Annotated in this window: 21 protein-coding genes; 17 read left to right on the top strand and 4 right to left on the bottom strand. The window is 68.3% G+C overall.

Translation table 11 applies throughout. The annotated features are described in order from the left end of the window. Positions 1 to 2 precede the first annotated feature (2 nt). From ABIB15_RS01425 to ABIB15_RS01440, 4 genes are all read left to right on the top strand, one after another. A complete protein-coding gene (locus ABIB15_RS01425; RefSeq protein ID WP_354474676.1) occupies positions 3 to 776 on the top strand; it encodes an SURF1 family protein in 774 nt (257 codons plus the stop codon). A 9-nt stretch (positions 777 to 785) separates the two neighbouring features. Continuing rightward, positions 786 to 1,226 carry a DUF3817 domain-containing protein gene (locus ABIB15_RS01430; RefSeq protein WP_354474677.1) on the top strand — a complete coding sequence of 147 codons (441 nt, stop codon included), beginning with the start codon at positions 786 to 788 and terminating at the stop codon, positions 1,224 to 1,226. Continuing rightward, complete coding sequence (guaA, locus tag ABIB15_RS01435; protein WP_354474679.1) at positions 1,223 to 2,797, top strand: glutamine-hydrolyzing GMP synthase; 1,575 nt, start codon at positions 1,223 to 1,225, stop codon at positions 2,795 to 2,797. Before ABIB15_RS01430 ends, guaA begins: the two co-directional genes overlap by 4 nt. Before the next feature lie 79 nt (positions 2,798 to 2,876). Beyond that, entirely contained in the window at positions 2,877 to 3,728 is an 852-nt protein-coding gene (locus ABIB15_RS01440; RefSeq protein WP_354474681.1) for an SGNH/GDSL hydrolase family protein, read from the top strand. A 69-nt stretch (positions 3,729 to 3,797) separates the two neighbouring features. On the opposite strand, the gene ABIB15_RS01445 is transcribed toward ABIB15_RS01440, so the two are convergent. Genes ABIB15_RS01445 through ABIB15_RS01455 form a run of 3 tightly spaced genes read right to left on the bottom strand, consistent with a single transcriptional unit; the run spans position 3,798 to position 5,662 of the window. Beyond that, entirely contained in the window at positions 3,798 to 4,610 is an 813-nt protein-coding gene (locus tag ABIB15_RS01445) for a Bax inhibitor-1/YccA family protein (RefSeq protein WP_354474683.1), read from the bottom strand. A 49-nt stretch (positions 4,611 to 4,659) separates the two neighbouring features. Next, positions 4,660 to 5,190, bottom strand: a complete 531-nt coding sequence (locus tag ABIB15_RS01450; protein WP_354474685.1) for a hypothetical protein — start codon at positions 5,188 to 5,190, stop codon at positions 4,660 to 4,662. A 1-nt stretch (position 5,191) separates the two neighbouring features. After that, a complete protein-coding gene (locus tag ABIB15_RS01455) occupies positions 5,192 to 5,662 on the bottom strand; it encodes a hypothetical protein (protein ID WP_354474686.1) in 471 nt (156 codons plus the stop codon). 44 nt (positions 5,663 to 5,706) lie between these two features. Between ABIB15_RS01455 and ABIB15_RS01460 the strand changes: the two genes are divergently transcribed. The 8 genes from ABIB15_RS01460 (at position 5,707) to ABIB15_RS01495 (ending at position 15,819) form a co-directional block, all read left to right on the top strand. Continuing rightward, positions 5,707 to 6,705, top strand: a complete 999-nt coding sequence (locus ABIB15_RS01460) for a glycerophosphodiester phosphodiesterase family protein (protein ID WP_354474688.1) — start codon at positions 5,707 to 5,709, stop codon at positions 6,703 to 6,705. Between the two features lie 274 nt (positions 6,706 to 6,979). After that, positions 6,980 to 9,406: an ATP-dependent helicase gene (locus ABIB15_RS01465; protein WP_354474690.1), complete on the top strand. Its 2,427-nt coding sequence runs from the start codon at positions 6,980 to 6,982 to the stop codon at positions 9,404 to 9,406. A gap of 1 nt (position 9,407) precedes the next feature. After that, a complete protein-coding gene (locus ABIB15_RS01470) occupies positions 9,408 to 10,706 on the top strand; it encodes a PP2C family protein-serine/threonine phosphatase (protein ID WP_354474692.1) in 1,299 nt (432 codons plus the stop codon). 182 nt (positions 10,707 to 10,888) lie between these two features. Then, a complete protein-coding gene (locus ABIB15_RS01475; protein ID WP_354475122.1) occupies positions 10,889 to 12,811 on the top strand; it encodes a glycosyltransferase in 1,923 nt (640 codons plus the stop codon). Next, complete coding sequence (locus ABIB15_RS01480) at positions 12,811 to 13,146, top strand: STAS domain-containing protein (protein ID WP_354474694.1); 336 nt, start codon at positions 12,811 to 12,813, stop codon at positions 13,144 to 13,146. Before ABIB15_RS01475 ends, ABIB15_RS01480 begins: the two co-directional genes overlap by 1 nt. Further along, a complete protein-coding gene (locus tag ABIB15_RS01485) occupies positions 13,139 to 13,552 on the top strand; it encodes an ATP-binding protein (protein WP_354474696.1) in 414 nt (137 codons plus the stop codon). The genes ABIB15_RS01480 and ABIB15_RS01485 overlap by 8 nt, the downstream gene beginning before the upstream one ends. A gap of 93 nt (positions 13,553 to 13,645) precedes the next feature. Further along, positions 13,646 to 14,062 carry a response regulator gene (locus ABIB15_RS01490; protein WP_354474697.1) on the top strand — a complete coding sequence of 139 codons (417 nt, stop codon included), beginning with the start codon at positions 13,646 to 13,648 and terminating at the stop codon, positions 14,060 to 14,062. Beyond that, complete coding sequence (locus ABIB15_RS01495) at positions 14,059 to 15,819, top strand: sensor histidine kinase (protein ID WP_354474699.1); 1,761 nt, start codon at positions 14,059 to 14,061, stop codon at positions 15,817 to 15,819. Before ABIB15_RS01490 ends, ABIB15_RS01495 begins: the two co-directional genes overlap by 4 nt. On the opposite strand, the gene ABIB15_RS01500 is transcribed toward ABIB15_RS01495, so the two are convergent. After that, the gene (locus tag ABIB15_RS01500) at positions 15,799 to 16,578 is read right to left on the bottom strand and encodes an oxygenase MpaB family protein (protein ID WP_354474700.1); all 780 of its coding nucleotides are present in this window, start codon (positions 16,576 to 16,578) and stop codon (positions 15,799 to 15,801) included. The genes ABIB15_RS01495 and ABIB15_RS01500 overlap by 21 nt on opposite strands. A 167-nt stretch (positions 16,579 to 16,745) precedes the next feature. Between ABIB15_RS01500 and sucC the strand changes: the two genes are divergently transcribed. The 5 genes from sucC (at position 16,746) to purH (ending at position 22,706) form a co-directional block, all read left to right on the top strand. Next, entirely contained in the window at positions 16,746 to 17,915 is a 1,170-nt protein-coding gene (gene sucC / locus ABIB15_RS01505) for an ADP-forming succinate--CoA ligase subunit beta (RefSeq protein ID WP_354474701.1), read from the top strand. A gap of 34 nt (positions 17,916 to 17,949) precedes the next feature. Then, on the top strand, positions 17,950 to 18,837 hold the full coding sequence (sucD, locus tag ABIB15_RS01510) for a succinate--CoA ligase subunit alpha (RefSeq protein WP_354474702.1): 888 nt from the start codon (positions 17,950 to 17,952) through the stop codon (positions 18,835 to 18,837). Positions 18,838 to 18,983: 146 nt separating this feature from the next. Then, the gene (locus ABIB15_RS01515; protein WP_354474704.1) at positions 18,984 to 20,471 is read left to right on the top strand and encodes a cell division protein PerM; all 1,488 of its coding nucleotides are present in this window, start codon (positions 18,984 to 18,986) and stop codon (positions 20,469 to 20,471) included. A 34-nt stretch (positions 20,472 to 20,505) separates the two neighbouring features. Then, positions 20,506 to 21,099: a phosphoribosylglycinamide formyltransferase gene (purN, locus tag ABIB15_RS01520; RefSeq protein WP_354474705.1), complete on the top strand. Its 594-nt coding sequence runs from the start codon at positions 20,506 to 20,508 to the stop codon at positions 21,097 to 21,099. Next, complete coding sequence (purH, locus tag ABIB15_RS01525; RefSeq protein WP_354474706.1) at positions 21,096 to 22,706, top strand: bifunctional phosphoribosylaminoimidazolecarboxamide formyltransferase/IMP cyclohydrolase; 1,611 nt, start codon at positions 21,096 to 21,098, stop codon at positions 22,704 to 22,706. The genes purN and purH overlap by 4 nt, the downstream gene beginning before the upstream one ends. Positions 22,707 to 22,755 lie beyond the last annotated feature (49 nt).

The raw sequence follows: 22,755 nt of genomic DNA on the forward strand, positions 1-22,755 counted from the left end.
CCATGTGGAGTGTCGCCCGCCGTCCCAAGTGGATCGCCCTGCTCGTGCTCGCCCTGGTCGTGGCCGCGGCGTTTGCCGCGCTCGGGCAGTGGCAGCTCTCCCGCAGCATCGATTCCGGACAGGTCGTCGAGCGGGAGTCCGAGACGGTCCTGCCGCTGTCCGAGGTGGCAGAGCCGCAGAAGCCGACGACGCAGCGCGCCAACGGCCAGCTCGTCGAGGTGAGCGGCGAGCTCATCGAGGCAGACTTCTCGGTGATCAGCAACCGGGTCAACGGAGGCGAAACGGGATTCTGGGTCGTCGGGCACCTCGTCACAGCCGACTCGGCATCCGTCGCCGTCGCGGTCGGCTGGGCGCCGACCGAGGCGGCGGCCGACGCGGCCCTGCGGTCCCTCTCGGGCGGGCCCGCCAGCGTGACGGGGCGTTACCTGGCGGGGGAAGCCCCGCAGGAGACCGAGTTCGAGGACGGCGAGCGGAGCGCTCTCGCCCCCTCCGCGCTCATCAACGAGTGGGACGGGTTCGAGGGCAGCGCGTACGGCGGATACATCGTGCAGGACTCGGCCCCGGGAAACCTCGCGACCATCGACTCGCCCACCCCGATCGAGACCGTCACCCTCAACTGGCTCAACGTTTTCTACGCGGCCGAGTGGGTCGTCTTCGCCGGATTCGCCGTGTTCATGTGGTACCGGCTGGTGCGGGATGCGTGGGAGCGGGAGACGGAGGAGGCGGCGCTCAAGACTGAGCCGGCCGGCGAATCCGACCCGCGTGCGCAGAAGTAAACTAAGGCAATGCCTCTCACGCCCAAAACGTCTGATCTGCCGCGAATTCGCGGGGCCCTGAAGTTCTACCGCGTCACCGCGTACGCCACCGGCGCCCTCCTGCTGCTGCTCGTGTTCGAGGTCGTGTTCAAGTACACGCCCCTGCAGCTTGAGATGGAACTCGGCGGCCCGAACGGGTTCTTCGCGCTCGTTCCCGTCGACACGGTGACGGCGTTCAACCTCAGCACGGCGATCCTCATCGCCCACGGCTGGCTCTACGTCGTCTACCTCTTCGCCGACTTCCGGCTGTGGAGCATCATGCGCTGGCCGTTCTCCCGCTTCCTCGCGATCGCGGCCGGCGGCGTCGTGCCGTTCCTGTCGTTCATCGTCGAACACTTCATCACCCGTCGCACCCGCATCGAAATCACCGAACTCGAAGAACGCGCGGCGCGCGTGGAGGCAAACAATTGAGCGAGACCCAGCAGAGACCCGTCCTCGTGGTCGACTTCGGTGCCCAGTACGCGCAGCTCATCGCGCGCCGCGTGCGCGAGGCGAACGTGTACAGCGAGATTGTGCCGCACACGATCACCGCGGCTGAGGTCATGGCGAAGGACCCGGTCGGCATCGTGCTCAGCGGCGGGCCGTCCAGCGTGTACGAGGAGAATTCCCCGACTCTGGATGCCGGGATCCTCGCCCTCGGGATCCCCGTTCTCGGAATCTGCTACGGGTTCCAGGTCATGGCCCAGCAGCTCGGCGGCGAGGTCAGCAACACCGGCCTGCGCGAATACGGTGCCACCGCGGTCACTCTGACCGGTGACGACAGCAGCCTGCTTGGCGGTCAGCCCGCCGCCCAGACCACCTGGATGAGCCATGGCGACTCCGTGTCGAAGGCGCCGGCCGGCTTCGACGTGCTCGCCTCCAGTGCATCCACCCCCGTCGCGGCCTTCGCGAGCGACGAGCGCAGGCTCTACGGCGTGCAGTGGCACCCCGAGGTCAAGCACTCCGAGTTCGGCCAGAAGGTGCTCGAGAACTTCCTGCACACCGCCGCGGGTATCCCGGCCGACTGGAACAGCGGCAGCGTCATCGCCGAGCAGGTCGCCCGCATCCGCACGCAGGTGGGCACCGCCCGGGTCATCTGCGGACTCTCCGGTGGGGTCGACTCCGCCGTCGCCGCCGCAATCGTGCACGAGGCCGTCGGCGACCAGCTCGTCTGCATCTTCGTCGACCATGGGCTGCTCCGGCAGGACGAGCGCCGGCAGGTCGAGGAGGACTACGTCGCCTCCACCGGCGTCCGCCTCGTGACCGTGGATGCTGTCGAGCAGTTCATGGACGCCCTCGCGGGGGTCACCGACCCCGAGCAGAAGCGCAAGATCATCGGCCGCGAATTCATCCGCAGCTTCGAGGGCGCGGCCGAGGCGCTCGCGCGGGAGGCGGCGGCCGGCGGCGACGAGATCAGGTTCCTCGTTCAGGGCACCCTCTACCCCGACGTCGTCGAGAGCGGCGGCGGCACCGGCACCGCCAACATCAAGAGCCACCACAACGTCGGCGGACTGCCGGAAGACCTCAAGTTCGAGCTCGTCGAGCCGCTGCGCGCCCTGTTCAAGGACGAGGTGCGGGCGATCGGCCGCGAGCTCGGGCTGCCAGAGGTCATCGTCGGCCGCCAACCGTTCCCCGGCCCCGGCCTCGGCATCCGCATCGTCGGGGAGGTCACCCTCGATCGCCTCGAGCTGCTGCGCAAGGCAGACGCGATCGCCCGCGCCGAGCTCACCGCGGCTGGGCTCGACGGCGATATCTGGCAGTGCCCTGTCGTGCTGCTCGCCGACGTGCGCTCGGTCGGAGTGCAGGGTGACGGCCGCACCTACGGGCATCCGATCGTGCTGCGCCCCGTGTCGTCGGAAGACGCCATGACGGCCGACTGGACCCGCCTGCCGTACGACGTGCTCGCGCGCATCTCGAACCGGATCACGAACGAGGTGGCCGGTGTGAACCGTGTGGTGCTCGACGTCACGTCCAAGCCGCCGGGCACGATCGAGTGGGAGTAGCCGCCGGGGCGATGCGCTAGACCTGTTCCGGCCGAGCTACCCGTTGTGGCGGGCGCGCCCGGAGGAATAGCTTGAGCGCATGACCCAAACTCAGCGATCCCGAATCCGCTTCATGCCGCGCCTCGGCGCCGTCTCGCTCCTGTCCCTCGGCCTGGTCGTGGCCGCATCCGTCGCCCCCGTTTCCGCCTCGCCGGGCGCCGCACCGAACGGTTCCGCCGGCGGCTCGTACGTCGCCATCGGAGACTCGTTCACCTCCGGCCAGGGTGCGGCCCCGTGGCTGCCGGGGCCCTGTCTGCAGAGCGTGTCCTCGAGCTACCCGGCGATCACCGCGGGATCGAGCAGTTATCGCGAGGCTCTGAACTTCGCCTGCTCCGGCGCGGACACGACCGCCACGATTGCGCAGCTCGCGGACATCGACGACCGCGTCGAATCGAAGGCGTCACTCGTGACCATCACGGTGGGCGGCATCGACGCCGGCTCCAACCAGGTGCTTGCGGCCTGCGCGCCCGATCCGACATCGGCGCTCTGCGCCTTCGCGGTCAACACGGCAAGCGCCAACCTGCCGGGCGTCGGTACCAAGCTCGTCGGCACCTACTCCGCCGTCGCCGCCGCGTTCCCGAAGGCGCGGATCGTCGTGCTCAACTATCCGCGGCTGTTCGACCCGAGCTTCCCGAGCCCGTTGGTGGGCCCCGTGAACAGTGCGACCGACGCGCTGAACTCGGTCATCGCCGGGGCCGTCGCCGCGACGGGCAACCCGAGGGTGTCGCTCACCGACGTCACGGACGAGTTCGCCGGGCACGGCATAGGCTCGGCCGAGTCGTACATCAGCTTCGACCTGGCCAGCCCCGCCGCGTTCCACCCGAACGCGCTCGGCAATACCGCAGGGTACGCTGCGGCGCTCCGCACCGACGGCGCCGTCCGCGGTCGCTGACTGGTCATCAGCACACAAAAAAAGGGCCGCCCCGAGGGGCGGCCCTTTCGGTGTGACGTGCGCTGCTTTCTAGTTGCTGCCGCGCAGGATCGCGAGCAGACGCAGGATCTCCATGTACAGCCAGATGACGGTCAGAACGATGCCGAACGCTGCCTTCCACGCGTACGCGCGGGGAGCACCGTTGCGCACGCCCTGCTGCACACCGTCGAAGTCGAGCACGAGGGAGTAGGCGCCGAGCAAAATCACGAAGACACCGAGGATCACGCCGAGCGGAATTCCGAAGATCTCCATGCTGCGCATGCCGAACGGCTGGTCGGTGGCTCCGAAGATCATCATGCCGAAGTTGATCAGCGAGAACGCCGCATAGCCGACCATCGCGATGAGGAAGATCTTTGTGGCCTTCGCCGAGGCGCGGATCTTGCCGCTCGCGAACAGCGCGAGCGTCACACCGACGACGGTGAAGGTCGCGAGCACCGCCTGCACGGCGATTCCTGAGTACTCCGGCTGCGACTCGAAGAACATCGTGAGGCCGCCGACGAAGACGCCCTGCACGGCCGCGTAGCTCAGCACGAGCGGCGCAGACGGCTTCTTCTTGAAGATGTTGACGAGGGCAAGCACGAAGCCGGCGATCGCGGCGGGGATCATCAGCAGCGGGATGAACCAGCCGACGGCGGCACCCACGAGCACGAATCCGAACGAGATGACCGTCTTGACGATCGTGTCTTCGTAGGTCATCCGGTCGGTGTCGACCGAGGTGGCGGAGGGGCGACCGTAGAGGTCATCGAGCTGCCCGGCGCTGAGGTTCTGGGAGAGCTGGATGCCCTTGGTGGCGCCGGCGGAGAAAGCTGGCGTGTTCTTGAAGGCGGGATTTGATGTGGCCATCGATTCCTCTTTCGCTGTGAGTGGGGGGGACCCATCGTCGAGATTTATTTTACGGGACGTTTGTTCGGATTCCGTGTGTGAGGATTCGGCGCTGAGCGAACGGCGATGCCGCGATCATCCGGGCCAGCCAGGCGGAGCCGACGAGAACCAGCCCGAGCACGCCGCCGACCACTGCGCCGTAACCGTATTGCGGGAACAGCCCGGCAAGTCCGTAGGCGGCCGCCACCGGTGCGCCGAGCACCACGAAACTCACCAGTGGACGCATCCGCACGATGAGCCACCCGCCGAGAGTGAGCGCGAGGAGCCCTCCTGACTGGGCGCCACCGAGTAACGCGATGACGCCGAACAGGGCGGGGCCCGCCACTAACGCACGCCGCCAGCCGGGAGCGGGCACGACGATCCACCCGGCGACCGTCGCCGCCGCGCCGGCAAGAGTGAACCCGAGGGTGTACGCGGAGGAGAGCTGCAGTGCGATGCCGCCCGCGAACAGCAGGCCGATCGCGAGGAGATAGCGCGCACGGTAGGTGCCGAAGCGCAGCGGGATCTCGAGCGTCGGCTCGTGCGCCGCGGTGGAGGGCACGCTACCCCTGCCCGCTCAGCACGGCGATCATGTAAATGATGAGCGCGAAGCCGGCGATGCCGAGCGCGATGCCGAGGAGCAGCGGAATGTCGATGCGGCGCGGCCGAAACCTCGGCCGGATTTGGCGGGTGGCCGGGTCGTCCTCGTCCTCGTTCGGTATCTCGACCGGCACGAAAGTGCGGATCGCGGAGGGGATCGGCGGGCGGACCGGCTCAGGCTCCCAGTCGGGTCCATCGTGGACCGGCCCGGTGATCTCTGGCTTGCGACCGAGATGAACGGCGGGCTGTTCCGCTTCCGGTTCGGCGTCGGCGTCGGTCGTTGCGGCGGGGTCGCTATCCGGCTCACGCCCGGGATCTGCGGCGGGATCTACGGCGGGGTCGCCGATCGGCGCCCTCGAGACCGGTGTGCCGCAGAAGATGCAGAACTTCCACCTGTCTTGAAGCGCACCCCCGCAATTCACGCAAACGCCCATGACGTGCAGGTTAGCAAGCCTTTGCCTGCCCATACGCTGGTGGGGTGAACCTTCTCGGACCCGACGCGCCCCTCGTGATTGCCCACCGCGGGGCCAGCGGCTACCACCCGGAGCACACCGAGTCGGCCTATCGGGTGGCGATCGAGCACGGCGCAGACGCGGTCGAGCCCGATCTGGTGGCCTCGCGCGACGGAGTGCTCGTTATCCGGCACGAAAACGAAATGTCGAAGTCGACGGATGTCGCGGAGCAGCCCGAGTTCGCCGACCGCCGCACGACAAAGAGCATCGACGGCGTCTCCCGCACGGGATGGTTCACCGAGGACTTCACTTGGGCCGAGCTCAGCACGTTGCGCGCAACCGAGCCGCTGCCGGGCATCCGCTTCGCCAGCCTGGTGCACAGCGGCACCGAGCCGATCATGCGGCTCGAAGATCTGCTCGCCCTGCTCGACGAGCAGGAGCGACAGGTCGGCGCCGTACTCGAGATCAAGCACGCGAGCTACTTCGCCGGGATCGGCCTGCCCCTCGACGCGCTGTTGGTCGGTGCGCTCGAGGCCGCCGGATGGACGAACGACCCGCGGCTGACGATCGAGAGTTTCGAGCTCACCTTCTTCGACAGGCTCCGGGAGCGCGGGGTCGGCGGGCGTTTCATCTACCTCGTCGAGTCGAAGGGGGTGCCGTTCGACCGGCCGCACGCGAGCTACGCGTCGTCGCTGACCGATGAGGGACTCGGCGAGTTGCGGCGGCACGTCGACGGCATCAGCGTGAGCAAGAAACTGCTCCTGCAGAAGGACGAGGCCGGCGTGGTGAGCTCCACCGACCTGGTCGAGCGGGCGCACGCGGCCGGACTGCTCATCTACGGGTGGACGCTGCGGGCGGAGAACCAATTCCTGCACCTCGGGCATCGCGGCGACGGGGCCGCGTCGGACCACGGTGACTGGCCGACCGAGTTCGGCCTGATCCTGGCATCCGGAATCGACGGGGTCTTCTCAGACCACCCCGACCTCGCCCTGCAGGTGCGCAGGAACCTGGTCACCCCAGCCTGACCCCCACTTTCATTATTCAGGAGATCTGCGGCCACTCTGCTTTCATCATTCAGGAGGTACCGGGCCGACAGGATGTGGCGGTGACCGCATTGGCCCGAGTTCTCGGGGGGCCTGGCTGTAATCGCGACCAATGGGAACGGTTTCCGTCCCTCAAGTCCTGAATGATGCAGCCGCTGCCTGCCCGTCACTCCTGAATAATGAAAGAGCACAGCGCAGAGTCTCGCTGCCCACCGCGCGGGGCGGTGTCGGAGGCCCCGCCTAGAATTGACCGGTCATGACCTTCATCCTCGACCCCGCCCAGCCCGGCAACGGACAGTCCCGCCTGCTCGAGGGACTCAACCCGGCGCAGCGCGTCGCCGTCGAGTACCGCGGCCCCGCCCTGCTGATCGTCGCGGGGGCAGGCTCGGGCAAGACGAGCGTGCTGACCCGCCGCATCGCCGGTCTGCTGGAGTCAGGCGAGGCGTGGCCCAGCCAGATCCTCGCGATCACCTTCACCAACAAGGCCGCCGCCGAAATGCGCGAGCGCGTTCAGGAACTCGTCGGCCGGGGTGCCGAGGGAATGTGGATCTCGACGTTCCACTCGGCCTGCGTGCGCATCCTCCGGCGTGAGGCCGAGCACTTCGGCTTCACCAAGAACTTCACGATCTACGACTCCGCCGACAGCCGCGCGCTGCTCAAACGGATCATCAAGGACCTGAACGCCGACACCTTCGGCTTCACGGTGAGCTCGGCATCCGGTCGGATCTCCAAGCTCAAGAACGAGCTGCAGGATGTGGAGTCGTTCGCCCGCGGCGCCAATTTCAACGACCCGACCGAGGCGATGTTCCTTGAGATCTTCCGGGCCTACACGCGCAGCCTCTCGAGCGCGAACGCGTTCGACTTCGACGACCTCATCGGGCAGACCGTCTACCTGTTCCGGGCCTTCCCCCAGGTCGCGGCGCTCTATCAGCGGCGCTTCCGGCACATCCTCGTCGACGAGTACCAGGACACCAACCACGCCCAGTACGCCCTCATCCGCGAGCTGACCCGGGCGCCGCGCACCGACCTGCTCGCCGGCGCGACCGGATTCGACGGACGGGAGCTGCGCGAGGCGACCCGCGAGCTCGCGCCCGCCTCGCTCACTGTCGTCGGCGACTCCGACCAGTCGATCTACGCCTTCCGCGGAGCGGACATCCGCAACATCGTCGAGTTCGAGCGGGACTTCTCCGGCGCCAAGGTCGTGCTGCTCGAGCAGAACTACCGCTCGACCCAGAACATCCTCAGCGCCGCGAACGCCGTCATCTCGAACAACTTCGACCGCAAGGACAAGAAGCTGTTCACAACCGTCGGGGACGGCGAGAAAATCGTCGGGTTCACCGGATACAGCCAGCACGACGAGGCACAGTTCATCGCCGACGAGATCGTCACCCTCCACGAGACCGGTGTGCAGTACCGCGACATCTCCGTCTTCTACCGCACGAACGCCCAGACGAGAGCGCTCGAGGAGGTGTTCATCCGCTCGGCGCTGCCCTACCGCGTGCTCGGCGGCACGAAGTTCTACGAGCGGGCCGAGATCAAGGACGTGATGGGCTATCTCATCGCCGTCGCGAACCCCGCCGACCCGATGGCGCTGCGCCGCATCATGAACACGCCCAAGCGCGGGATCGGCCCGGCGACCGAGGCCGCATTGCAGAGCCATGCCGACAAGTCGGAGAAGACCCTGCGCGAGGCGATGCGCGAGGCAGACCAGCTCGGCCTCGGCCCGAAGGTGACCGGCGCGATCCTGCGGCTCGGCGCGATCCTCGACGAGGTTGCGCTCACCGCCGACACCGCGCCGGTCTCCGACATCCTCACCGCCCTGCTGACCAAGACGGGGTTCGTCGAGGCGCTGCGGGCCAGCCGCGACCCGCAGGACGAGGCGAGGGCCGAGAACGTCGAGGAGCTCGTCGCGGTCACCAAGGAATTCCAGAAGAACAACCCCGAGGGCACCCTCATCGACTTCCTCACGGAGACCTCGCTCGTCGCGGCCGCCGACGATCTGGACGACTCGAGCGGCACCGTCTCGCTCATGACCCTGCACACCGCGAAGGGACTCGAATACGAGGCCGTGTTTCTCACGGGCGTCGAGGAAGACCTGCTTCCGCACCGGATGTCGGCGGGCGAGCCGGGAGGGCCGGCCGAGGAGCGCCGCCTCTTCTACGTCGGGATCACCCGCGCCCGGCGGCGCCTGTACCTGTCACTCGCGATGACCAGGGCGCAGTTCGGCGAGGTCAACGTGGCGATGCCGAGCCGCTACCTGCAGGAGATCCCGGCCGAGCTGATCGACTGGCGGCAGTCTCCCGGAATGGCGAACAGCCGCGGGGGAACCCAGCCGCGCGCCATCAACGCGAACCGGGCGGGCTTCGGCACCGGTCCCGCGCTCGGCAGCGGAACCTCGGACTACTCCCTCGACGCCGGTGCGCCGGGCGCAACGGCCCTCGCGCGCGCCGCCCGCAACGCCGCGCGGCCGAAGACCGAGTGGACAAGCGGGGTGACGAACACCGTTCGGGACAACGGCGATCTCACCCTGAAGCCCGGCGACCGCATCCGGCATCTCGACTTCGGCGAAGGCCGCGTCAGCGCGGTGAGCGGGAGTGGTACCAAGAGCATCGCCGAGGTGCAGTTCGACGTCGCGGGCCGCAAGCGCCTGCTCATCAAGATCAGCCCGATCGAGAAGATCTGACGTGACGGTTACGGTGCCGTCCGCCCTCGCCGCCGGGGTCAGGCTGAACGGCGTGCGGATGCTCCGGAGCCTGGGGCTGGATGCACCGTCGCCACTGGTCAAACAGCTTCCGACCCTCGCCCTCTTCGGCGTCGCCGTCATCATGAGCGTCGTCGTGCCGTCACTCGAGGTGACGAGCGTGCCCGGCCTAGCCGCCGCAGCCGTGATCATGTTCGCCAACACCGTGTTCGCGGTCGTCATCACGGCACGTCCGGCCCTCAAACGGCTTGAGATCCTCATCCCGGCCGCTGACTTCGTCGCGATCGGGGTGCTGCGCTTTGCCACCGGTGAGAGCCAGTCGATCTTCGCCTCGCTCGCGATTCTCCCCGTCGTCTGGGTCGCGGCAATGGAGGGCCGCCGTTTCATCGCCTTCGCCGCTCTCGGAGCCCTCGTCTCAGTGATCGTGCCTCTCCTGATTGCGGCCGACGTCGACAGCAACCCCAACGAGCTCTTCCGGGCCGCCTTCAACCCCGTGGCGTTCGGTGCCGCCGCCGCGGTTGTCAACGAGCTGGCACGCCAGGCTCGAAAGCAATTGCGCATCGTGCGGGTGCGGGAGGAGGCGGCCGCCAGTGAGCTCAGCCAGGCCGCTGTCGTGCAGCGTGCCCTTCTGCCCAAGGACGGAGGGTCGCTCGCCGGCTACGAGGTCGCTGGCGTGTGCATCCCCTCGAAGAGCGTCGGCGGCGACTTTTTCGACTGGTATCCGATCGACGGCGGAATTGCGCTGACGATCGGCGACGTGATGGGCAAGGGGGTCGGAGCCGGCATGATCGCCGCGACCGCGAGGGCAGTCGTACGGAGCGCCGCTCGCAGGGACGACCCCATCATCGCGCTGGAGCGCCTCGCGACCTGCCTCGCAACAGAGCTGAGCGAAGCGGCCACCTTCGTGACACTCTTCCACGCGCGGGTGCGCGCGGCTGACGGCCTGGTCAGCTATGCGGATGCCGGCCACGGGCTGACCCTCGTCGTGCGAGCGGATGGAACGGCCGAGCGGCTCTCGTCGCTCGACTTCCCGCTCGGCGCGCTCGCCGACGACGGCTGGGCGAGGCTCGAAACCGTGCTCGGGCGCGGAGAGACGATCGTGAGCTTCAGCGACGGAGTGCTCGACCTGTACGACGGAACCCTGACCGCCGTCGATGAGGTCGCCGCGATTGCCAGGTCGACCCGCAGCGCGCGGGAGCTCGTCGACGCGATCGCCTCTGTGGCGCGGCTCGAGCAGAATCCCGACGACGTGACGATCGTCGCCCTGCGGCGCGACGCCTGACGCCGACTGAACCTGCGGCCGCGCCCCCGAACGGGGTGTCGCAATTTCCCGCGTGGCGACGGCTGAGCGGCTAATCTTAAGCATCACTCGTGGGGGACGAGTGCTGCACCAAGGGGGACGGCATGGTCGTGGTGGACCAGACAACAGCGACGGACCGGCGCGATCTCGCCAGGCTCCTCCTGATGCGGCTGCTTATCGTCGTCACCGTGATCGTCGGAATCAACTACATTGCCTGGCGCCTGTTCTTCTCGCTCAACTGGGACGCGTGGTGGGTCGCGCTGCCGCTCGTCCTGGCCGAGACCTACAGCCTCATCGACGTGAGCCTCTACGGACTCACGATGTGGCGCTCCCTCCCCAGGGACGCTCCCGCGGCCGCGCGGCCGGGCGTCACGGTCGACGTGTTCATCACCACCTACAACGAACCCGTCGAGCTCGTCATCCGCACCGCGCGCGCCGCGCTCGACATCCGCTATCCGCACTCGACCTGGATCCTCGACGACGGCAAGCGCGACGAGATGCGCGAGGCGGCCGAGGCGGCCGCACTGGGGTACATCACCCGCAGCGACGACTGGAAGAATCGCCCGCTGCACGCGAAGGCCGGCAACCTCAACAACGCGCTCATGGCGACATCCGGCGAATTCCTGCTCATTCTCGACGCCGACCAGATCCCGTTGCCCGAGATCCTCGACAACACCCTCGGCTACTTCGACGACCCGCTCGTCGCCCTCGTGCAGACGCCGCAGGTGTTCGGGAACGTCGACGACAGAGATGCCCTCGGCAGCCAGGCCCCCTTGTTCTACGGCCCGATCCAGCAGGGCAAGGACGGCTGGAATGCGGCGTTCTTCTGCGGCTCGAACGCGATCCTGCGCCGGGAGGCGCTTATGCAACTCGGTATCGTGCGGTACGTGCGTGAGGTCGAGCGCGCGGTGCTCAAGGCGCTCAAGGGAGCCGCGGGGGTGCTCAAGGAGGCACGTCGCACCGATGGCGCCGCCGACGCCACCGTCGACGCCGCGCTCGGCAAGGTCTCGGCCGCGATCGCCGCCACACGCGCCGCGATCGCCGCCGGAGAGCCGCTCGGCAGCGCTACATACCAACTGCAGCGCCAGATCACCGAGGTTTCCCGTGAACTGGTCGCCGACGACCTCGAACTGATGGCCCGCGACATCGAGGCGATCGACGCGCTGCGCATGGAGACAGACGGGGACTGGGATGCCCTCATCGATGTGAACCAGAACGTCGACACTCTCGCGTCACGCGACCTGTCGCCGCTCGGAGCGCTCACCTCGGTGCAGGCCCTCCTCCGCTCCATCGACGTCGACCGCTCGGATGAGGCGCAGCCGCTCATGCCGCTCGCGACCATCTCCGTCACCGAGGACATGGCCACCTCGATGCGGCTTCACGGAATGGGGTGGAAGAGCGCCTACCACCACGAGACGCTCGCGATCGGCCTCGCCCCGGAGGACCTCGGCACCGCCCTCAAGCAGCGGCTGCGCTGGGCTCAGGGAACCATGCAGGTGCTGTTGCGGGAGAACCCGCTCGTTCAGCGCGGCATGTCGCTCGCCCAGCGCCTCATGTACTTCTCCACAATGTGGAGCTATCTGAGCGGATTCGCCGCGATCGCCTACTTCGCCGCCCCGGTCATCTTCCTCGTTTTCGGGGTGCTCCCGGTCAGCACGACGGCGTTCGAGTTCTTCCTGCGGTTCCTGCCCTTCATCATCGCGAGCCAGGTGCTGTTCGCCGTGACCGGGCGGGGAATCTCGACCTGGCGCGGCCAGCAGTACAGCCTCGCGTTGTTCCCCGTCTGGATTCGGGCCTGCACGACGGCCGTCGCGAACGTGTATTTCCAGCGGCCGCTCGACTTCGTTGTGACGGAGAAGACCCGCCAGGGCGGTGCGAACTGGAAGCTCATTCGCCTCCAAATCATCGTCGCGGCAATCCTTGCGATCGCCGCGGTCGTCGGAATTGTGCGGCTGATTCTCGGCTTCGGTGAACCAGTCGGCACGATCGTCAACGTGGTCTGGGTCGTGTTCGACCTCATCATTCTCAGCGTCCTGTTTCCCGCTGCCCGCTACTCGGGTTACCTATCGGAGGAGTCACCCCACTAATGGACATCACAGTCAAGGATCTCGGCGATGGCGTGGCGGTGCTGCAGCTCGACGGCAGGCTGAACATGGTCACCGCCTCGTGCCTGCGCGACCACGTCGGATCGGCCGTCTCGAGCGGACAGAACCGCATCGCCGTCGACCTCGCGGGGATCGAGTTCATCGACTCGTCCGGGCTCGGCGCGCTCATCAACGGGCTCAAGACCGCGCGGCAGGCCGGCGGCGACCTGCGAATAGCGGCGCCGAACGACCAAGTCAAGCTCGTCCTGCAGCTGACCAACATGGAGCGCCTGCTCACCGCGTACGACAGCGCCGAGACGGCGTTCAACGATGACTGAGATCAGCGTGCACACGCTGTCGATGCTCGCCCCTCCGGACGACGTCGACACCGTGCACGACATGCTCGAGTCGGTGTGGTCGAGCGCGCCGCAGATCTCGCTGCGCGATCGGTTCAGCTTCGAGACCGCGCTCATCGAGCTCGCCTCGAACGTTATCCGGCATGCGGACGGCGGGGAGGGAGTGAGCTGTGCCCTCACGGTGGAGATCACCGCAGACCGGATCGTCGCGAGCCTCACCGACTCCGGCCTCGCTGGCAACATCAGCCTCGTCGCCCCCTCCATGCCGGGGGAACTCGAGGAGTCGGGCCGCGGCCTGTCGATAATCCACGCCCTCGTCGACGAAGTTGACTACGACAGGTGCGACGACCTCAACCACTGGCGGATCTCCCGCAACCTCGAGTCGTGATGCCCGGGATCACCGGCAACGGCGGTGCGGTGCCGGCGCGAGAGGGGGCGACGCGCGTATATTTGGCGTCAGTAGGTTGGCTGGGGGGCTGGGATGTCAGATTCGCATGAGGCAGTGCCGCCACGCAAGGCACGGGTACTCGTCGCCGACGACGATCCCGACATTCGCGTTCTCGTCGGGATCGCCGTGCGCAAGTCCGGACTCGAACTTGTCGGCGCAGCGGTCGACGGCACCGAGGCGTGGGAGCTCGTGCGCGCGTTGAAACCCGACCTGCTTGTGACGGATGTCTCGATGCCCGGCCTCAGCGGTCTCGAGCTGTGCGGCCTCATCCGCGATGACGACGAGCTTTCCGGCACGCGGGTCGTGATGCTGTCCGCCGCCGCCGACGAGCCAGCGCACGCCGCCGGCCGGGATGCGGGAGCCGTGGAGTACCTGATCAAACCGTTCAGCCCACGCGAACTGGCCGATCGACTCGTCGAACTTACCCAGTCGTCGACGGCCAGGCTGTGACGCTCACGGCCGTTGCCAACCGCCTCGCCACACCGAATCCGTCGCCGCTGCTGAAGCAAGCGCCGACGACGATCCTGTTTGGCGTCGCTGTCGTGATCGTTGCCTTTATGCCGGAGTCGGTCACGAGCCTCGCCTCAATAGTCGCCGCCGCTGTCGCCGTGGTGCTCGCGACGGTGCTCGCCGGTGTGCTCACGGCCATTTCACCGACTGCGAAGTTCGCGCTGCTCGTGCCCGCGATCGATCTCATCGCTATCGGCTTCCTGCGCTTCGGCACGGGGGAGGGGCTCTCCAGCTACTCCGCGCTCATCATCCTGCCGATCATCTGGTTCGCCGCCGAGGAGGGCCGGGAGCACATCTGGTTCGCCTTCATCGGCACGGCGATCGTGTTGATCTTCCCCTCGGTCGCCGGGCAGAGCGACAGCTCGACGCTGTCCGTGCTGTTGCGCGCATCCTTTTCGGCCGCCGTGTTCACGATTGCGGCGGCGGTGATCAACGAGCTGTCCCGCCAGGCGAGGCTGCGGCTGTCGTCGGTGCGGCGCCTCGCCGAGGAGCGCAAGAGCGCACTGGAGTCGAACGAGCTGCGAACGAACCAGCTCGCCGAAAGCGAGGCGCGCCTGCGGCAGGCACAGCGGATGTTCCGCGGGGTCTGGGGTGCCGTCACGGAGCAGGCGGTCATCGGCACCGATCTCACGGGCATGATCGACGCGTGGAATCCGGGAGCGGCGCTCATGCTCCGCATCGACGCCGACCAGGTCGAGGACAAGCGGCACGTCGACGAGTTCCATCTCGCCGACGAGCTCGAAGACCGTGCGCGCGAATTGAACTACCCCGCGGGGGCGACCGTGCTCAACCCCGGCTTCTCAGCGCTGGTCGAGGAGGCGAGGCTCGGCAGTGCCGAGGTGCGAGAGTGGACCTACCGTCGCGCCGACGGAAGCGAGCTCCCGGTCGAGCTGAGTGTCACCCCGAGGCTCGACGACGACGGTGAGACCGTGGGCTACCTGTTCGTCGCGCACGACCGCACGAAGGCGCACGAGGTCGCCAAGCTGAAGGACGATTTCGTGGGGCTAATCTCGCACGAGCTACGCACCCCGCTGAGCTCGATCCTCGGCTACCTCGAGCTGATGCGCGACGACGATGACGAGGAGCTCACCGAGACGCAGCTGCAGTACCTCGGCGTTGCAGAGCGCAACGCACACCGCCTGCTGACTCTCGTCGGCGACCTCCTGTTCACGGCGCAGGTCGAGTCGGGCAAGTTCAACCTTGAGACGCACGTGCAGTCGATGGCACCGATCGTGTCGGCCGCTGTGGACTCCGCGCGCCCGGCCGCCGCCCGCGCCGGTGTCAACCTCAGTGTCGAGATGGTCGACGGCGGGATGGTGCGCGGCGATTCGGTGCGGCTCGGGCAGGCCTGCGACAACCTCATCTCGAACGCGATCAAGTTCACCCCGTCGGGAGGCACCGTGACCGTCTCGCTGAACGGCGAGGCACACCGTGTCGTCGTCACCGTCAGTGACACCGGCATGGGCATCCCCGAGGCCGAAATCGACCAGCTGTTCCTACGCTTCTTCCGCGCCTCGACCGCGACGCGCAATGCGGTGCCCGGGGTGGGGCTTGGGCTCACCATCACCAAGGCGATCGTGACCGCGCACGGTGGCGAGATGGGTGTGCGCAGCGTAGAGGGCGTTGGCACGAAGTTCAGCATGATGCTGCCGATCGAGCAGCGCGCCCGGGTCGGCTCAGTGGATCTGGCGCAGTAGGGCGTTCTTCGGCCACTGGCGTAGCCGGCGCGGGAGCAGGCGGTTGACCGCCCGCATTCCCGCGACCGCGAGCTCGAAGCGCCGCTCCCGCCGCGGACCCCAGGCGAAGCGAAGCTGGTTCCGGATGCCCGGGGGCAGCAGCCCCGCCGTCACCAGTCGCGCGAGCGGCATGGCCAGGCGCAGCCAGAGGGGACCGGTCCGCGGGTAGAGCAGCGACTCGGCGACGCCGAGGGTCGTCGCGTCGACGTGCAGGCCGGCCAGCTGCGATCGCCAGTACTCCGCGAACGCGGCCCGGTCGGCCGGCCACAGCTCCGGCGGAACCTGCAGCGCCGTTCCGATGGCCGCGTAGTCGGCGTAGACCCGGTCACGGTCGGCGTCGGACAGAGTTCCGATCAGCCGCTCGTGCACGAGCATGGCGGTGTCATAGAGCGTCGCGGCGACCCACAGCTGCAGCGCAGCATCCGTCGCGTCGTACGGGGGTGCGGCGCCGGGCTCCGAATGCACCGCCGCGTGCCTGTGGTTGACCCGCTCCCGCACCGCCGCTACCTGGGCGGGGCTGCCATAGACGATGGCGTACACATAGCCGAGAGTGTGCCGGAGGCGATCCATGGGACCGTCGGCGAAACGGCTGTGCCGGGCGATCGCGTGGCCGATCGCGGGGTTGGCCACCTGAAGGAGGATCGCGCGCCCACCACCGGCGATCAGAACGGCCTCGGCTCCGATGTCGGCAAGACCTCGCCCAGCTCGCTCCGCGGTCATGGCTGACACCGTAGCCGGTGCCGCTGTGTGCCGCGTGGCGGCATGAGCCGGCCGGTCGCGGCGAGGAGAGTAGAGTTCCAAGGGCCCAAGTATCTCGACGTCAAGGTATTGTGACGTCCGGACGGTGGCACATTCGTTATTACCGACCCGCGGATTGGACAAACAGCGTGGATCTTTTCGAGTACCAGGCCAGGGACGTATTCGAGTCCTATGGCGTTCCCGTGCTGGCCGGCGTCATCGCCGACAGCCCCGAAGAAGTACGTGCGGCGGCCGAGAAGCTCGGTGGAACCGTCGTCGTCAAGGCGCAGGTGAAGATCGGCGGACGCGGCAAGGCCGGCGGCGTCAAGGTCGCCCACAACCCGCAGGATGCCGAAGAGGTCTCCAAGGCGATCTTCGGGCTCGACATCAAGGGCCACGTCGTGCGACGCGTGATGGTCGCCGCCGGAGCGCGCATCGCGCAGGAGTTCTACTTCTCGGTGCTGCTGGACCGGGCAAACCGTTCGTTCCTGTCCCTCGCAAGCTACGAGGGCGGTGTCGAGATCGAGATTCTCGCGGTCGAGCGCCCCGAGGCCCTCGCCAAGGTCGAGGTCGACCCCATCGCGGGCATCGACCTCGCGAAGGCGACCGAGATCGCGACCGCCGCGAGCTTCCCGGCCGAGCTGGTGCCGAAGATCGCGCCCGTCATCGTGAAGCTCTACGAGGTCTTCGTCGGCGAGGACGCCACGCTCGTCGAGGTCAACCCACTCGTGCTCACCGAGGAGGGCGACATCGTCGCGCTCGACGGCAAGGTCACCCTCGACGAGAACGCCGAATTCCGTCACGAGGGCCACGCGGCGCTCGTCGACACGGCATCCGAGGACCCGCTCGAGGCGAAGGCCAAGAAGGCGAACCTCAACTACGTGAAGCTCGACGGCGAGGTCGGCATCATCGGCAACGGCGCGGGCCTGGTCATGTCGACCCTCGACGTCGTGAGCTACGCCGGAGAGAAGCACGGCCACGTGAAGCCGGCCAACTTCCTCGACATCGGCGGCGGAGCATCCGCCGAGGTCATGGCCGCCGGCCTCGACGTCATTCTCGGCGACGAGCAGGTCACGAGCGTCTTCGTCAACGTCTTCGGCGGGATCACCTCGTGTGACGCCGTCGCGAACGGCATCGTCGGCGCACTCGCCGTTCTCGGCGACGCGGCGACCAAGCCGCTCGTCGTGCGCCTCGACGGCAACAACGTCGTCGAGGGCCGCCAGATCCTCGCTGACGCCGGGCACCCGCTCGTGACCGTCGTGGACACCATGGACGAAGCTGCCGACAAGGCCGCCGAGCTCGCTTACGCCGCTCGCTGAGCGCACCCGTCGAACCGAAGGAATAGGGAACAGCATGTCGATTTTTCTCGACGAGAACTCCAAGATCATCGTTCAGGGCCTCACCGGCTCGGAGGGCACCAAGCACGCCGGACGGATGCTCGAGTCCGGCTCCAACATCGTCGGCGGGGTGAACCCGCGCAAGGCGGGCACCACGGTGTCGATCGGCGGGCACGAACTGCCGATCTTCGGCTCCGTCGCCGAGGCGATGGCCTCCACCGGCGCCAACGTGTCGGTCATCTTCGTCCCGCCGGCGTTCGCGAAGGGCGCCGTCATCGAGGCGGTGGACGCGAAGATCGAGCTCGCGATCGTCATCACCGAGGGCATCCCGATCCACGACTCTGCTGAGTTCTGGGCGCACGCCAAGGCGAACGGCAACGCGACCCGCATCATCGGGCCGAACTGTCCCGGCATCATCAGCCCCGGAAAGTCGAACGCGGGCATCATCCCGTCGACGATTACCGGACCGGGCCCGATCGGACTCGTCTCCAAGTCGGGCACGCTGACGTACCAGATGATGTTCGAGCTGCGCGACCTCGGCTTCTCCACCGGGATCGGGATCGGCGGAGACCCGATCATCGGCACGACACACATCGACGCCCTCGCGGCATTCGAGGCCGACCCCGACACGAAGGCGATCGTCATGATCGGCGAGATCGGCGGCGACGCCGAGGAGCGTGCGGCGGAGTTCATCCAGGCCAACGTGACCAAGCCCGTCGTCGCCTACGTCGCCGGGTTCACCGCGCCGGAGGGCAAGACCATGGGGCACGCCGGGGCGATCGTCTCCGACGGTGCCGGCACAGCGCAGGGAAAGAAGGAGGCCCTCGAGGCCGCCGGAGTGCGCGTCGGAAAGACGCCGTCCGAGACCGCATCGATCATGCGTGAGGTCTTCGCGAGCCTGTAGCAGCACGGCAGCACGGCAGCACGGGAAGGGGTCGGCGTCGCGCCGGCCCCTTCTGCGTGGCACGGGCGGGGCGCTCGAGCGGAAATGTGCCGATCCCGAGCGAGCCGCCACTGAGTCGACGCGTCGCGCGGGTAGGGTCGCAGGCGATGAATCGTCCGCTCACCGCCCTGTTCGCCGCACTCGAGGCCCTGCTCGTCGTCGGTGTCGGCATCGGCATCCCGCTCGCCCCGCTCACCCTGATGTGGGCGTTCCAATACGGGCTGCAAGTCGACTACGTGGTCTTCTGGCGTGGTGCCGTCGACGTCTGGCTGCTCGGCCACGGCACCGACATGGCCTTCGTGCTCGATCCGCTGGTGGCAGCCTCCATCGGCTTCGCTGCGGCAGGCGAGACGATCGTGCTCACGATCGCGCCGCTCGGCTTCGCCCTGATCACCGTGCTGCTCGCCGTGCGGGCCGGACGCCGCATCGGCGAGACCGAGCACCGCCACGTCGGACACATCGTCGCGATCCTCGCGTTCGCCGTGTTGAGCCTCGGGGTCACCCTCACCGCGCTGCACCCTGCGGCGACCCCGTCGATCGCACAGGGCACTGTGTTGCCCACTCTCGTCTTCGCCCTCGGCATCGCCGTCGGATCCGAGGTGAGCCGCCGCCGCGACCGTCCCGCTGCGACAGGCGTCACGCTCTCGCGCATCGTGGCCTGGATCGACGAACGGCAGAGGCGTCTCAGGCCCGCTGCCACGCTCGCCCTGACCGGGGGAGCCGCCGCATCCGGCATCATCCTCGCGGTGTCGGCCCTCGCGGTCGCCGCGCTCATTGCCGTGAGCTACGGACAGATCATCGCCATCTACGAGGGTGTGCAGTCCGGCGTGCTCGGCGGCGCCGCCCTCACCGTCGCCCAGCTTGCCCTCCTCCCCAACCTCGTCATCTGGGCGGCAAGCTGGTTCATCGGCCCCGGATTCGCGATCGGCACCGGCTCGACGGTGAGCCCGCTCGGCACCGTGCTCGGCCCGGTGCCCGCGGTTCCGTTGCTCGGCGCGCTCCCTACCGGCGAAACCGCCTACGGATTCGTCGGCCTGCTCGTTCCGGTGCTCGCGGGATTCCTCGCGGCCATCGTGCTGCGCCCGCGCCTCGTGCGTGCCGGCCTCACCTCGTACGGCTGGCTCATCGGCACAGGCCTTGCCATGGGCGTCGCGGGCGGCGCCCTGCTCGGCGCGCTCGCGTGGGTCTCGGCGGGCGCGGCGGGCCCTGGTCGGCTCGCGGATGTCGGCGCGTCATGGCTTCTGGTCGGCGGGTTCGCCGCGCTCGAGATCGGGGTCCCAGCCGCGATCGCGCTGCTTGTGGGCAGCCTGCGGGCGGGGGAGATGGCCGCGCGGCGGCCGCGCTGGAGCCACTGGCCGGAGGACAGCGACAGCGTGCGTCGGGATGTGGGCGACCCTGACCCGGGCGAGCGGGGCACGGCCGAGTCGGATGCCGCGGACGCGGATGCCGCCGAGCGGGACGCCGCGGACGCGGATGCCGCCGACCCCTCAGAGTCGGGCTCCCCGCGCCCCCACTCCGCCGAGCCGGACGCCAGCACGGAGGAGATCGCGATTGTGAAACCGCGCCCCTCACCGCATCCACCCGGCATCCGGTGAAGGCCGCCCCCGCCGGTGTCGGTAGGCTGGGCGGGTGCTGTCACTGGTTGTTCTGATCTCCGGCGCGGGATCCAACCTCCGCTCCCTCCTCGAAGCGGCTGAAGATGCCGAGTACCCGGCCCGGGTTGTGGCGATCGGAGCCGACCGCCAGGCCGATGGTCTCGAACATGCCGAGGCGTTCGGAATCCCCTCGTTCACAGTGCCCTTCACGAGCTTTGCCGACCGTGATTCGTGGGGCGATGAGCTGCTCGCGCAGGTGCGGTTCTGGAACCCCGACCTGGTGATCCTCAGCGGCTTCATGCGCCTGCTCCCGCCCCGCGTCGTCGCGGCGCTCGCCCCCCGGCTGATCAACACGCATCCGGCCTACCTCCCGCAGTTCCCCGGGGCGCACGGGGTGCGCGACGCCATCGCGGCCGGTGTCGCCGAGACCGGCGCGAGCGTCATCGTCGTCGACAACGGCGTCGACAGCGGGCCGATCATCGCCCAGCGGCGCGTTCCGATCGCGCCCGACGACACCGAACAGACTCTCCACGACCGCATCAAACTCGTCGAGCGCGAGCTTCTCGTGCAGGCCGTGCTGGACATCGCCAACGGAACCGTCAACCTCGAGGAGCTATCCCACTCATGAGTGCCCCCAGCCACGCCCCCTCCGACTACCGGGAACGCGACGCGATCCCGATCACCCGCGCACTCATCTCCGTGAGCGACAAGACCGGACTGCTCGAACTCGCGGCCGCCCTCGCCGGGGCGGGAGTCGAGATCGTCTCGACCGGGTCGACCGCGAAGACGATCGCGGATGCCGGGCATCCGGTCACCGAGGTCGGCCAGGTCACCGGCTTTCCCGAGTCCCTCGACGGGCGAGTGAAGACACTGCACCCCTTCATCCACGCCGGAATCCTCGCCGACCTGCGTCTCGCGAGCCACGAGGCGGAGCTCGCCGAACTCGGCATCCGCCCGTTCGAGCTCGTCGTCGTCAATCTCTACCCGTTCGTCGAGACCGTCGCCTCCGGTGTCACGGGCGACGCCGCGGTCGAGCAGATCGACATCGGCGGCCCCGCGATGATGCGCGCCTCGGCGAAGAACCACGCCAACATCGCGATCGCGGTCTCACCCGCGAGCTACCCGCAGATCATCAAGGCCGTGACCCTCGGTGGCACGACCCTCGCGCAGCGCCAGCGACTCGCCAGCGAGGCGTTCGCCCACACCTCCGCGTACGACACCGCCGTGGCCGAGTTCTTCGCCGCGAACATCGGCATCCGCGCGGCCCACCCCGTGATGGAGGCCGCGTTCCCGACATCCGTCTCCGCCACCTACGAGCTGAAGCAGGTGCTGCGCTACGGCGAGAACGCGCATCAGGCCGCCGCGCTCTACACGCGCGAGTGGCCCGGCGTCGCCCAGGCGACCCAGCTGCAGGGCAAGGAGATGTCGTACAACAACTACGTCGACGCCGACGGGGCCGTGCGTGCCGCCTACGACTTCTCGGAGCCGGCCGTCGCGATCATCAAGCACGCCCAGCCATGCGGGATCGCCGTTGCCGGCGGCTCGAGCGGCTCGATCGCCGCTGCGCACATCCGCGCCCACGAGTGCGACCCCGTCTCGGCATTCGGCGGCGTCATCGCGGCCAACCGCATCGTGACGCTCGCGATGGCGGAGCAGGTGCGCGACATCTTCACCGAGGTCGTCATCGCGCCCGGGTTCGAGCCGGCCGCCCTCGAGGTGCTCGCGTCGAAGAAGAATCTGCGTCTGCTGCAGCTGCCTGACGGCTACCGGCGCGACGAGCGCGAGTTCCGCCAGATCTCCGGAGGGCTGCTCGTGCAGGACCCTGACGTCTTCGACGACTTCTCCTCCGCCGGCTGGCAGCTCGTCGCCGGCGCCGAGGCGGATGCCGCCACCCGCGCCGACCTCGAGTTCGCCTGGCGAGCGGTGCGCGCGGTCAAGTCGAACGCAATCCTGCTCGCCGCCGGCGGCGCGTCCGTCGGCGTCGGCATGGGACAGGTCAACCGGGTCGACTCCTGCCGGCTCGCCGTGAACCGCGCGGGCGGCCGCGCGGCCGGCAGCGTCGCGGCATCCGACGCATTCTTCCCGTTCGCCGATGGACTCGAGATCCTGCTCGAGGCCGGCGTGAAGGCAATCGCGCAGCCCGGCGGCTCGGTGCGCGACGAGGAGGTCATCGACGCGGCGGCGAAGGCCGGCGTGACCATGTACTTCACGGGCGAGCGCCACTTCTACCACTAGGGCCGCGCGGCCGCTGCATCCGTATTCAGGAGTTCAGGCCTGGCGGGAC

Origin of the sequence: Marisediminicola sp. UYEF4, assembly GCF_040546025.1 — a bacterium.
Classification (GTDB): domain Bacteria; phylum Actinomycetota; class Actinomycetes; order Actinomycetales; family Microbacteriaceae; genus Marisediminicola.